General features: G+C 52.9%; 9 protein-coding genes, 2 tRNA genes and 6 pseudogenes. 6 read left to right on the forward strand and 11 right to left on the reverse strand.

The window, feature by feature from the left end:
* Position 1: 1 nt before the first annotated feature.
* The 11 genes and pseudogenes from rpoB to JFL75_RS10560 all read right to left on the reverse strand — a co-directional run bounded on the left by rpoB (position 2) and on the right by JFL75_RS10560 (position 7,236).
* Positions 2 to 3,415, reverse strand: a pseudogene (gene rpoB / locus JFL75_RS10515) (DNA-directed RNA polymerase subunit beta).
* 190 nt (positions 3,416 to 3,605) lie between these two features.
* Positions 3,606 to 4,022, reverse strand: a pseudogene (gene rplL / locus JFL75_RS10520) (50S ribosomal protein L7/L12).
* 1 nt (position 4,023) lies between these two features.
* Positions 4,024 to 4,290 (reverse strand): hypothetical protein, encoded by a 267-nt coding sequence (locus JFL75_RS21010; RefSeq protein WP_490337716.1) that lies wholly within the window; start codon positions 4,288 to 4,290, stop codon positions 4,024 to 4,026.
* 237 nt (positions 4,291 to 4,527) lie between these two features.
* A complete protein-coding gene (gene rplJ, locus JFL75_RS10525) occupies positions 4,528 to 4,704 on the reverse strand; it encodes a 50S ribosomal protein L10 (protein ID WP_215628766.1) in 177 nt (58 codons plus the stop codon).
* Positions 4,656 to 5,373 (reverse strand): annotated as a pseudogene (gene rplA, locus JFL75_RS10530) (50S ribosomal protein L1). Before rplA ends, rplJ begins: the two are co-directional and overlap by 49 nt.
* Complete coding sequence (gene rplK, locus JFL75_RS10535; RefSeq protein ID WP_215626642.1) at positions 5,370 to 5,801, reverse strand: 50S ribosomal protein L11; 432 nt, start codon at positions 5,799 to 5,801, stop codon at positions 5,370 to 5,372. The pseudogene rplA and the gene rplK overlap by 4 nt, the downstream one beginning before the upstream one ends.
* 169 nt (positions 5,802 to 5,970) lie before the next feature.
* A pseudogene (gene nusG / locus JFL75_RS10540) lies at positions 5,971 to 6,526 on the reverse strand (transcription termination/antitermination protein NusG).
* Between the two features lie 15 nt (positions 6,527 to 6,541).
* Complete coding sequence (gene secE / locus JFL75_RS10545; RefSeq protein ID WP_215626644.1) at positions 6,542 to 6,721, reverse strand: preprotein translocase subunit SecE; 180 nt, start codon at positions 6,719 to 6,721, stop codon at positions 6,542 to 6,544.
* Positions 6,722 to 6,782: 61 nt separating this feature from the next.
* Positions 6,783 to 6,855: transfer RNA gene (locus JFL75_RS10550), tRNA-Trp, on the reverse strand.
* Between the two features lie 6 nt (positions 6,856 to 6,861).
* Positions 6,862 to 7,034 (reverse strand): annotated as a pseudogene (gene rpmG, locus JFL75_RS10555) (50S ribosomal protein L33).
* A gap of 129 nt (positions 7,035 to 7,163) precedes the next feature.
* A tRNA-Thr gene (locus tag JFL75_RS10560) sits at positions 7,164 to 7,236 on the reverse strand.
* A gap of 172 nt (positions 7,237 to 7,408) precedes the next feature.
* Here JFL75_RS10560 and JFL75_RS20920 point away from each other — a divergent pair.
* The 6 genes and pseudogenes from JFL75_RS20920 to JFL75_RS10585 all read left to right on the forward strand — a co-directional run bounded on the left by JFL75_RS20920 (position 7,409) and on the right by JFL75_RS10585 (position 12,502).
* Positions 7,409 to 7,957: an MFS transporter gene (locus JFL75_RS20920; RefSeq protein ID WP_349629684.1), complete on the forward strand. Its 549-nt coding sequence runs from the start codon at positions 7,409 to 7,411 to the stop codon at positions 7,955 to 7,957.
* Positions 7,958 to 8,126: 169 nt separating this feature from the next.
* A complete protein-coding gene (locus tag JFL75_RS20925) occupies positions 8,127 to 8,516 on the forward strand; it encodes an MFS transporter (protein ID WP_349629685.1) in 390 nt (129 codons plus the stop codon).
* 276 nt (positions 8,517 to 8,792) lie between these two features.
* A pseudogene (gene deoD / locus JFL75_RS10570) lies at positions 8,793 to 9,494 on the forward strand (purine-nucleoside phosphorylase).
* 89 nt (positions 9,495 to 9,583) lie between these two features.
* Positions 9,584 to 10,222, forward strand: a complete 639-nt coding sequence (locus JFL75_RS10575; protein WP_215626660.1) for a response regulator — start codon at positions 9,584 to 9,586, stop codon at positions 10,220 to 10,222.
* On the forward strand, positions 10,219 to 10,743 hold the full coding sequence (locus tag JFL75_RS10580; RefSeq protein WP_215626661.1) for a PP2C family protein-serine/threonine phosphatase: 525 nt from the start codon (positions 10,219 to 10,221) through the stop codon (positions 10,741 to 10,743). Before JFL75_RS10575 ends, JFL75_RS10580 begins: the two co-directional genes overlap by 4 nt.
* Before the next feature lie 40 nt (positions 10,744 to 10,783).
* Positions 10,784 to 12,502, forward strand: a complete 1,719-nt coding sequence (locus tag JFL75_RS10585) for a sensor histidine kinase (RefSeq protein WP_215626648.1) — start codon at positions 10,784 to 10,786, stop codon at positions 12,500 to 12,502.
* The last annotated feature ends 40 nt before the right edge of the window (positions 12,503 to 12,542 follow it).

Genomic DNA, 12,542 nt, shown 5'->3' on the forward strand with positions numbered 1-12,542 from the left:
TTTAGAAATTGGAACCGGATTTGGTAATCAGTTCCTCATCCCGCTCGGTGAGCGGAATCTGTTTTCCCTTGGCGTCATAGATAGTCATATCCAGCGCCAGGCCCGCAGTTCCTGAACCAGTACGTTGAACGATTCGGGATCCCCGCGGTGGTGGAGGCTCACCCTTCACGATCGCTTCGTAGATCTTGGACCGTCCGGTCATATCGTCAGACTTGATAGTCAGCAGTTCCTGCAGTGTATTGGCGGCGCCGTAGGCTTCCAGAGCCCACTTCCATTTCCCCGAGACGCTGCCCGCCGAACTGGGCTTTACCGCCCAGGGGCTGCTGGGTAACCAGCGAATACGGTCCCGTTGACCGGGCGTGCATCTTGTCGTCCACCAGGTGATGGAGCTTGAGGAAGTAAATCGTACCGCAGAAGACCTGGTTCACGAATTCCTCGCCGGTCCGTCCGTCCCGGAGGGTCGTCTTTGACGTAACCGGCAGTCCCGCTTCCTTGAGTTTCGTTTCAATCTCATTGGTATTGGGTGACTCGAAACCGGCACCGCGAACCATTCATCCAGGGTAGACGCTGCCCAGCCGAGCTCGGTTTCCAGGAGCTGGCCGATGTTCATCCGCGAGGGAACCCCCAGAGGCGTCAGACAGATGTCCAGGGAGTGCCGTCTTCCATGTAAGGCATATCCTCTTCGGGAAGAATCGGGCAACGACGCCTTTGTTTCCGTGGCGGCCCGCCATCTTGTCCCCTTCCCGGAGTTTGCGTTTGGTCGCGATCAGAACCTTTACCACTTCATCGACACCGGGATTGAGATCATCCCTTCGGTGCGCTTAAGCCGCTGGATGTCGATGATGGTCCCTTCGATGCCGTGGGGCACCCGGAGGGATGAATCCGGACTTCCTTGGCTTTTTCACCGAAGATCGAGTTAAGCAGTTTGAATTCCGGGGTGGTTTCGGTTTCACTCTTGGGAGTGACCTTTCCGACGAGGATGTCGCCGGACCGCACCTTGGCGCCGACCCGGATAATGCCTTCGGCATCGAGATTGTCCAGGCTCTTTTCCGAAGTATTGGGAATATCCCGGGTGATTTTTTCCGGACCCAGTTTCGTTTCCCGTACTTCGGTGATGAATTCCTTTATGTGGATGGAGGTGAACATGTCTTCCTTGACCACCCGCTGGGAGATCAGGATTGAGTCTTCGTAGTTGTATCCGTTCCAGGGCATGAACCCCACGAGGATGTTCCGGCCCAGGGCGAGTTCGCCTTCCTTGGTGGCGGGCCGTCGGCAATAACCTGGCCCGCAACGATTTTCTCACCGGCACTGACGATGGGCCGCTGGTTGTAGCAGGTATCCTGGTTGGTCCGCTGGTACTTGATGAGCTGGTACACATCCGGCTTGTCATCCTTGCCCGCCTTATCGGGCTTGATGTGGACTTCGTGGGAGGTGACCCGCACCACGGTGCCCGCCCGCCGGGCTTTGACCAGAACCCGGAGTCGTAGGCGCACTTGCCTTCCATACCGGTTCCAACCCGGGGAGCTTCGGGGAAAATCAGGGGAACCGCCTGGCGCTGCATGTTGGAACCCATCAGGGCACGGTTGGCGTCGTCGTGTTCAAGGAAGGGAATCAGGGACGCGGAAACCGAAATAATCTGCTTCGAAACGTCCATGAACTGGATATCCTCGGGCCCGCGGGTGGTGTAAATCACCCTGGCGGCGGCAGGAAATCTGCTTGTCCGCGAAGGACCCGTCATCGTTGAGGGCCGCGGAAGCCTGGGCAATGTAGTACCGGTCCTCGTCCATGGCGGACAGGTAGTCGATATCCTTGGTGGCGACCCCTTCACTACCTTGCGGTAGGGAGTTTCGAGGAAACCGTATTCGTTGACCCGTGTGTAATTAGCCAGTGAAACGATAAGTCCGATATTCGGACCTTCCGGCGTCTCGATGGGGCACATACGGCCGTAATGGGTATAGTGAACATCCCGGACTTCAAAACCCGCCCGGTCCCGGGGAAAGACCCCCCGGTCCCAGGGCGTTGAGCCGCCGCTTGTGGGTCAGTTCCGCCAGGGGGTTAACCTGGTCCATGAACTGGGACAGCTGGCTGGAGCCGAAAAATTCCTTGATGGCCGCGACCACAGGTTTGATTGAAATCAGATCCTGGGGTTTGATGGTATCGGTTTCTTTGAGGCTCATCCGTCTTTGGGCGATCCGCTCCATCCGGCTGAAGGCGGTCTTCATGGTATTGGCCATGAGTTCGCCCACGGACCGGACCCGGCGGTTTCCGAGATGGTCGATATCGTCGATATTTTCATCCCCCACGTACACCTTGATGAGGAATTTCATCGTGGCGATGATATCCTGTTTCGTGAGGGTAATTCTTCCAGCGGCGGCTGGAAGTCGAATTTCTTGTTCAGCTTGTACCGGCCGACCCTGCCGAGATCGTAGCGCCGGGAGGTAAAGAACATCCCCAGAAGGTCCTTTTCTGCGGCTTCCACGGTGATGGATTCCCCGGGCATGAGCACCGAGTATACCGCGGACAGGGTCCTCCTTGGAGGGCTCATCCCTGGAGGGATCTTCCTTGACGAACTTGATCTCTTCCCGCTCAAAGCAATTGAGGAGCATAGAGGAATTGAGGGAATCCGCCGCTTCGAAGTCGATGACTTCCACGGTCTTGATTCCATGCACCAGGAGTTCGTCAATATCATGGGGATGGAGTTTTCTCCGGCCCGGTACAGTTTTTTCTGATCTTCCGCCTTCGGTGGTTGAAGCCCCAGATAGCGGCGGCGAGCACCCGGCCGGTATTTTTTCCTTGGTTTTGCGGTCATCTTTGGATGGTGAGCTTTTCCGTGGTGTAAAAAGCGCGGATAATATTCGCGGCTTTCGAAACCGAGAGCTGAGGAAGATATTCCCAGGATTCGTTTCTTCCGGTCAATCTTGGCGTAGATCAGTTCCCGCTTCTGGTCGATTTCGAATTCGAGCCATGATCCCCGGTAGGAATATCCGGGAGGAGAAGATGCCTTCTCGTGGCTGAAAATAACCCCCGGAGAGCGGTGAATCTGAGAAACCACACCCGCTCGCACCGTTATGATAAAGGTGCCCGCTCGCTCATGATGGGGATATACCCATATGATATCTTTCTGCCGGATTTCACCGGTCTGCTGGAAATCAGGTTGATCCGGGCCTTAAGAGGAACCGCGTAGGTGAGACCCTTCTGTTTGCATTCCTGTTCGGAGAATTTGATATTATCCTCGTCCAGGTTATAGTATTCATATTCAAGCACCATATCACCGTTGGGCTTTCGATGGGAAAGGTTGCCCTGAACACTTCTTCCAAACCCTGTTCCTCAGGGGCTTTTTTCTCCGTATGCGGTCCCGCTGGAGGAACCGTTCATACGAGCAGAGCTGAATATCTATAAGATCGGGAAGTTCCATAACATCGCGGATGTCCTTCCCTACGTATTTCCGTTTACTGATTGCTTTACCTTTACATTCCTTACCCCTGGATTGGCGCCGTCCGGTTCCCCGGTTATCTTGGTTACTGACGAAACTGGCCATAGACTACAAAAGGCCCCGGTCAGTTTGAGGCCGGAAGCCCTATAGCTGAAGCCCTTTTGGGCTTCAGCTACGTTACGAGAAATAGGTTTAATTTTTTTACACAATTACTGAACTTCAACAGTACCGCCGCGGCAGTGACTGCTTCCTTGATCTTATTGGCCTCATCCTTGGAGGCACCTTCCTTAAGGGTTTTGGGAGCTCCTCAACGAGTCCTTCGCTTCCTTAAGGCCAAGACCGGTAACAGCCCGAACTTCTTGATAACCGCAATTTTCTTCGCGTCTCAAAGGCTTTAAGAATTACATTGAATTCCGTCTGTTCCTCAGCGGGAGCTGCTGCGGCGCCGGGAGCGGCACAGCGGCGGCCATGTACGGGAGCTGCGGCGGAAACACCGAATTTCTTCCATTGCTTTAACCAGTTCGGAAACTTCCAGAACGGTCATGGATGAAATTGCTTCAAGAATCTGATCAGTAGTAAGCGCTGCCATATTATCTTCTCCTATATACATTTGCTGCTGCCCCCATACGAAGCTTTTTGTGCGGCTTTACGCCGCCGGTGCCGCCCGCAGGGACAGCGCCATTATTTAAAACCGACAGGAACGGCAGCTTTCCGAAGCCTGAAGGTTTATACACATTACGCTGCGCCTTCGCCTTTTTGTCCGCCACTGCCTGGAGGGTACGCACCAGCCGGGCATTAACGTCGTTCAGGGCGGCCGCGAGGTTCCGTACCGGTCCGTTCATCACGGACATAAGCATGGAAATAAGCTCCAGCTGCCGGGAAGTTTGGAAAACGCCTCGATCTGGGGCCGCGTCGTAAATGGTCAACCACGAGTCCGCCCTTCACTTTAAGCGCGGGGTTTCCTTGGCAAAGTCGAAAGTATCTTCGCGACTTCGTTGGCATCCTGGGTGAAATCGCCACCGCGGTGGGTCCCACCAGGTAACCCGCCACATCGGGGCTTCCATTTCTGGAACGCGATGCGGGCAAAGTTGTTCTTAACAATTTGAACTGGGCATCCTTTCCCCGAAGCTGCGCCGGAGGTGGTAATCTGGCTCCACCGTAAGCCCGCGGTAATCGGCGAAAATATAATCCGGCGCGGAACCGAAGACACCCTTCAGTTCGTTTATGGAAGAAACCTTAGCTTCCTGTAATTTTTTTGCAACAATTGCCATGGTCTACTCTCATCCCTCAGGGAAACCCAGACACCGGGCCCCATGGTGGAATTACCGAAACGGTGTGGATAAATTCACCCTTTGCGTCGGCGGGTTTCTTCCGCTGATTTCGCTGACCACGCGCGGATGTTTTCGGCGATTTTTTCGCCTTCCATGGAAACCTTGCCCACCGCCAGATGAACCACGCGTTTTATCGGCCCGGAATTCCACCCGGCCTTTCTTAAGTTCAGCCAGGGCGCCTTTGAGATCAAAGGTAACGGTTCCGGTTTTGGGATTGGGATAAGCCCCGGCGGCCGAGAACCATACCGAGTTTACCGACGTCCTTCATCATATCCGGGGTAGCTACGGCACATCAAATCGAGCCAGCCGCCCTTTACCTTTTCGATGAGTCATCGCCGCCCACGTAGGTGGCACCCGCTTCCTGGGCTTCCTTTTCCTTTTCGCCCTTGCAGACACCAGGATGCGTTTTTCACCCCGGAACTGGTTGGAAGGCCACCGTGTCACGGACGGACTGGCTTTTCTTGAGGTTGAGCTTTACCGAAACGTCCACGGTTTCGTCGAATTTAGCGAAGGAAAGGGTTTTAACCATATCCAGAGCGCCGTTGAGGTCGTAGGTTGTTTCCGCTTCGTATTTCTTAAGACTTCGAGGTACTTTTTTCCGTGTCTCATTTTTCCACCTCGACACCCATTGACCGGGCAGTGCCGGCGATAATCTTCATCGCACCATCAATATCATTGGCCGAAAGGTCGGGCATCTTCGTTTTGGCAATCTCTTCGAGTTTTGCCTTGGGAAGTTTTCCCACCTTTGTCTTGTGGGGTTCGCTGGACCCCTTCTCCAGCCCGATAGCTTTTTTGATAAGCACCGCGGCGGGAGGCGTTTTGAGAATGAAGGTGAAGGATTTGTCCGTATACACGGTGATAACCACCGGTATGATCAGGCCGGGCTCCATGCTTTTTGTCCGGTCATTGAACTGCTGGACAAACTGGGGAGCGCTGACACCATGAGGTCCAAGGGCAGGTCCGACGGGCGGGGCCGGGGTGGCCTTGCCGGCGGGACACTGCAGCTTGATCATGGCAGTCACTTTCTTCTTTGCCATTCATTTGCTCCTTTTGTGGTATACCCGGAATCAACCGTCCGGGGTAGCGTCCCTGTCTTACACAGGAACTCCCATCTTTGGAGGTAACACCTCTAAGAACGTTTAGAACGTCCTTTTATATATGAGAAGCGCCGGGTCTACAACCCAAACGCCGCTTAACACTGCAATCCTACAGTTTCTCCACCTGCAGGAGATCGACTTCCACGGGGTATTCCGCCGAAGATACCGACCATAACCTTAAGCTTGTTCTTTTCGGGATTAACTTCTTCAATAGTCCCGGTAAATGATTCAAATGGTCCGTCAATAATCTTGACCTGTTCTCCGGCGGAAAAGCTCTGCCGGGTCCGTACGGGCCGCTCGCCTTTGATTTCGCCGGACTTCTGGAGTATGGAACGGGCTTCGTCGCCGCTTAAGGGCTGGGGTTTCCGGTCGGCGGGGGTCCCCACGAATCCGGTAACACCCTGGATTTTCTTGATTTTTGAACAGGCAACCTTCCAGGAGAGGTCCGGAAGATCCATTTCCACCAGGATATACCCGGGAAGGAACTTTTTGGTCATGGTCCGTTTTTTCCCGTCCTTGACCTCAACAACCTCTTCCGACGGAACCTTTACATCCCGCACGACTTCTTTATCCAGATCCCCGGATTCCATCATCATGCGGATAGTTTTCTCTATTTTATTTTCGTATCCGGAATACGTGTGGAGGACATACCATCCCGTAGCCATGGCGAACCTTTTTACTTAAAATATTGCCTGGACGCCCAGAAGAAGCAATACGTCCACCAGACCGAGAACCGCAGCAAAAATTACGGTGGAAATGATCACGACTTTGACCGAACTGATAACATCATCCTTGCTGGGCCATACCACTTTACGGAGCTCAGCGTAGGATTCTTTTATGAATTGAACGATTTTGTTCATACCATCCCTCTTCAGTTGTCCGGATTCGAAGAATCCGGCCGGTTTCTTTTCAGGTATCTACCAGGCCAGGTAGGACTCGAACCCACAACATTCGGTTTTGGAGACCGACGCTCTACCATTAGAGCTACTGGCCTAAATAACTATTTAACTTTTGCCTCTTTATGCAGGGTATGCTTCCGCTCAAAGGGACAGTACTTGTTGAGTTCAAGCTTTTCCTGCATATTGCGGCGGTTTTTCTTGGTGGTATAATTTTACGTTTGCATTCACTGCATTGCAGTGCGATAAGTTCAACCGCAGTCTTTTTAGTTGCCATAATCAACCCCTTAAAACCGGAAAACCCGGAAAATCAATCTTTTTTCTATAAAATACCGGCATCCCTCGAGCGGACGGCACGAAGAGACGCCCGCTTTACCCATTTGATGCCAAAACTCTGGCATAGGGAAGCCCTCGAGCGGAATCGAACCGCTGACCGCATCCTTACCATGGATGTGCTCTACCGACTGAGCTACAAGGGCATGTACATCACATTTTACTATGTCCCGTGAACATACCAGGATTGGCCGCGAATGTCAAGACCAGGCGCATTTTCCCTATTGATTTTCTTTACATTATAACCATTAGTTATTACAGGAGAAACCAATATTATATGGATACAAATATACCCAAAAAACAGGGATTCAGCAGTATATGGGCCTCACCTTCCTTATTGGCTTTGGTTTTTTCACCATGGGACTTATGGACCCGCTGTACGATACCTATATACCCGTGTTTTTACGCCGGTATATCGCGTCCAATGCCGCCGTGGGAGGTGTAATGACCCTGGATAACCTCCTGCAGCTGTTCCTGATTCCGTTTATATCCATCTGGTCCGACAGAACCCGGACGAGGATCGGCAGACGGATGCCCTTTATCATCGTGATGCTCCCTATTTCCGCGGTTTTATTCACCCTCTTTCCCAAAGCAGCCTCCCTTTCCCTGGCGGCCCTGATTATCCTGATATTTATCTTCAATATGTTTAAAACATCGGTCCGCGGTCCAGTGGTAGCGCTCATGCCCGATACTATCCCCGGAGAATACCGTTCCGAAGCCAATGGTGTAATCAATATGATGGGCGGCATAGGGCTTATTGCGGGAACCCTGGTACTGGCGCCGCTTATAGGAATAAACGAGCAGATCCCTTTACCGCGGCGGGAATCTGTATTCTGGCGGCGGTGCTGGTTCTGTTTCTTTTCGTAAAGGAACGTCTTCCCCAAGACGGAACCGAGGCCAAGGAAGAACAAATTCCGGTTTTTGCTTCTATTAAAAAGGTTTTTTCATCGGGAAATACCAGTATTCCCAGAATACTTATCTCCCTGTTTTTCTGGTTCATGGCGTATGAAGGAGCAAAACCTTTTTAGGGTTATTTATGGTAGAATCCATGGGCGCAGCCGAGGGATACGCCGCCTTTGCCCAGGGTGCTGCGGGAATTTCCAGCGTCATCCTGGCGATCCCCGCGGGTTATTTTGCACACCGTCTGGGCAGGAAGAATTATATCCGCCTGTGCCTCATCTGCATCACCATCATACTTCTGCTTATACCGGCAAGCGGTTACCTGGCATCGAAACTGGCCCTGAGCCCCGGAAGCAGTCTGGTGATTTTCCTTATTCTGATGTTTATATACGGCGCGTTCTGGATCGGTATTGTGGTTAATTCCTTTCCTATGCTGTGGCAGATGGCGTCTTTCGGCACCATGGGGTATATACCGGACTGTATTATACCTTCAGCCAGGCCGCGGCCGTTTTGGCTCCTCCGGTGACCGGACTCATATCGACCTGGCGGGATACCCGGGGATCTTCATTTTCGGGGCAATGTGCATGGCAGCAGCCTGGATTATTATGGGCGGGGTATCCCAGGGGGAAGCCGGAGAAAGCCCGGAACGTTCCGGTTCCGATGCATAAATCCGGATAACTATCCGTAAACACAGGGGCTTTCCTGCTTGGAAGATTCTGCACTCCCTTTCATTTTAGCGGTAATTTCATATACTTAACGTAACGGGATAGTGAATCCTGAATTTCAACTGTGAGGTGGCGCCATGTCCATTCATATTGCAGCAAAAAGGGCGATATCGCCGAAGCGATTCTTCTTCCGGGAGACCCCTGCGGGCAAAGTTCATCGCGGAGAATTTTCTGGAAAATCCGGTCCAGTACAACGATGTCCGGAACATTCTGGGCTATACCGGAACCTATAAAGGTAAAAAGTATCGGTCCAGGGAACGGGCATGGGGATTCCGTCAATTTCAATCTATGTGAATGAACTGTTCAGGGAATACGACGTAAAACGGGCTATCAGAATCGGGACCGCCGGAACCATCCAGAAGGATGTGAAGGTCCGGGACATGGTCCTGGCCATGTCCGCGTGCACCGATTCCGGGGCGAACAACATACGCTTCGGCGGGAGGAGCTTCGCCCCCACGGCGACCTTCAGCCTGCTGAAAAAAGCCTACGAAGTGGCGGTCCAGAAGGGCTGGGATCCCAAGGTCGGCAGCGTCGTTTCGTCGGACATGTTCTATACCGAAGATCCCGAGGAATGGAAAATGTGGGCCAAATACGGAGTTCTCGGCCTGGAAATGGAAGCCGCCGAACTGTACACCCTGGCGGCGAAATACGGCCGGGAATGCCTCGCGATCCTGACCATCTCGGATTCCATGATAAGCCACGAAGTAACCACCGCCGAAGAGCGCCAGACTACCTTCACCCAGATGATGGAAGTAGCCCTGGAAACGGCGATCTCGTAGGAGTTCCTATGGAGGGGTCCGGCCCCTCCGCGGAAGCCGTCCCGGGAACTATTCCAGAGCCGGCTGTGTAATTAAAAAAGGAAAAAGACATGGTAAAAAATCCCCAGTACATACTTCTTGTGGACGATGAGGAAAATATTCTCAAGTCCCTGCGCAGGGAGCTGGCCGATTGGGCAACGGAAAAAGGGGTCCAGATTCTGACCGCCCGCTCCGGAGAGGAAGGCCTCGAGATTCTTCAGAAAAAGGGGAATTATACCCAGCTTGTCATTTCGGATCTTAAGATGCCCAGGATGAAGGGGTCGGATTTTCTGCTCAAGGTCCATGAAAAATACCCCGGGATTATTTCCATCCTTCTTACGGGATACTCCGATACGCAGGAAATCATAAAAGCGGTACAGGCCGGGATATTCAGCTTTATCCTGAAACCCTGGGACCGGAATTATCTGCTCCGGGAAATCGAAAAAGCCTATGAATACTGGGATTTGCGGCGCCGTAATTCGGACTATATGATGATTATGGAGGATGAGCTCAAGTGGGCGGGGGAACTCCAGAAGGCCATGCTTAAACCGGTGCTGCCCCGTTCCGAGGGTATGGAATTCCGTCTGAGCTACCATTCGGTTCCGGGACTGTACGTGAGCGGGGATTATTACGATGTAATTCCCCTTTCGGCGGGTAAATACCTCATCATGCTCGGGATGTTTCCGGCCACGGCGTCCGGGCGGCCATGATTACCAGTATCCTCAAAGCCGTGATATACCCCGAATATGTACAGCTTGCCAAACCCGGGGAGTTTTCCCCCAGCGCCTTTCTGGGATGGCTCAATGAACGGATCAATTTTGAACTCCGGAAAACTTCGGGACTGCTGATCACGTTTTTCGCGGGGGTTATCAACGTAAAATCCGGATACATCGCCTATTCCAACGCGGGCCAGACTCATCCGTATATCCTCAGGCAGGACACGGCGATTGAGCTTCCCGTGTCAGGAACGAGCCTGGGATTCTCCAATTCCGTTCTGTACAGCGAGCAGAGCGCCCCGATCCGGAAAAACGATGTGATCACCCTGTATTCCGACGGATTAACGGAAATAACCGGCCGGGGAATTCACGCCCAGATCACTCCCCAGGAGCTCTTCTCGGAAGTTCCCTACGGCCAGGATTACCACTCCCGGCTTTTGCAGAAGGCCCTGGAAAAAGCCGGTGCCCGGGAGTTCAGTGACGATGTAACCCTGCTGTCGGCCCGTATCGTGTAAGGCAGGGAAAAAATATTTTAAAAAAATGGGAAGGGATGGTATGGAACTTACGACAGCGGCCCCCGGACTGGAAACCGCGGCGGAACTCTGCGCCGCCTTCGGTAAAGACGACAGTGAATTCGCCGGCATAGCCCTGGCGGAAATTCTGAAGCGCCGGTTTAACGTTCCGGCGGCGGCGGCTTTCTACAAAACGCCCCTGGGATTCAGGTTTTTTCCCGCCGGAGGGCCGGAGCCTAAAACTCTGTACCGCAGCGAGTGGATGGATGGGATTATCCGGCAGAGCGCGGGAAAAACCCTGACCGATTTCGGCCCCTGGGCCATGCCGGGCTACGGGCCGCCGGAAAAATTCTGGATTACCCTCACCCTTAAGTTATCAAAAACAACCCCGGGTTATATCATCCTCGGCAGGTCATCAGAGCCGTGGCAAAGCCGGGCCGAACGGGATTCGCTGAAAAAAATAGGTGAGATCATCTCCCCCATCGCGCGGATGCGTATTGAAAAACGTTCCGCGGACGCGGAGAAAACGAAAAAGGAACTCCAGCTCACGAATGAACGGAACAGGCTCCAGGGATTGATCGACTCATCACCGGATCTGATCTACGCCGCCGATCCGAAGGACCATATCATCAACATAAACCGGGCGGGGATGCAGCTTCTGGGCATTAAAAACCCCGGGGAGATAATCGGCAAAAAAGCCTCGGAATTTGCCTTTAACCCCGGAGACCGGGCGGTTCTCGCGAAAAAACTGCGGGAAGAAGGCTTCCTGCGGAACTACGCCATACGGCTCAAGGGAAAAAACGGCAGGCCGGTTTACTGCCTGGAATCGTCCACAGCGGTAACCGATGCCGGGGGAAAACTTATCGAATACCAGGGGATTATCAAGGATATTACCAGTTACGTCGCTATTGAGCAGGAACTGAAGGAAGCCAACCGAAGTCTGGCCCAGGCGAATGAAAATCTGAAGAAGACCCAGAGCCTCATGGTCCACCAGGAAAAACTGGCGTCCATAGGCCAGCTTGCCGCGGGTATCGCCCATGAGATAAACAACCCCTTAAGTTTTCTGAAAAGCAATTACGGCGCCGCGGAAAATTACATTGCCCGGCTCAAAACGCTGGCGGGAACGGCTCCGGGCAGTCCGGACGGTGACACCAAATCCCGGGAAATGGACAGGATTTTCGGGGAGCTGGATGATATTTACCGTGAATCCGGCGACGGCTTTGACCGGATTATCAACATCATCCGGGACCTGGGGAGTTTTTCCCGTTCCAGTGAAACCGAGGACTTTTCGCAATACGATGTTAATGAGGGTATACGAAGCACCCTTGCGGTCGCCCGGAACGGAATAAAGGATATTGCCCGGGTAAAAACAAAATTGGGAAATGTCCCGATGATTCGGGCCCGGGGCGGCGAAATAAACCAGGTTATCCTTAATATCGTTATGAACGCCGTCCAGGCTATCGGTTCGGAGAAAAACGCGGAAAAAGGCTTGATTGAAATAAGCACCCAGGCGAACGGCCCCCAGGTACGGATAATCATCCGGGACAATGGCCCCGGAATTCCCCCGGCGGTGATTTCAAAAATATTCGATCCCTTTTTTACAACCAAAGATCCCGGAAAGGGTACGGGCCTTGGCCTGAGCATTTCCTACCATATTATTGCCGAAAAACACCGCGGAAGTATTACGGTTCAGTCAAAAGAAGGAAAGGGTACCAGTTTTATTATTGACCTGCCGGTAAACGGCCCCCCTAAAACAGAATAAAACCGGGATTTCCCAACGCGGCCGCGATAATACTGTAATA

The sequence above is a fragment of the Breznakiella homolactica genome, from assembly GCF_016616095.2.
In the GTDB taxonomy this organism is placed as follows: Bacteria; Spirochaetota; Spirochaetia; order Treponematales; family Breznakiellaceae; genus Breznakiella; species Breznakiella homolactica.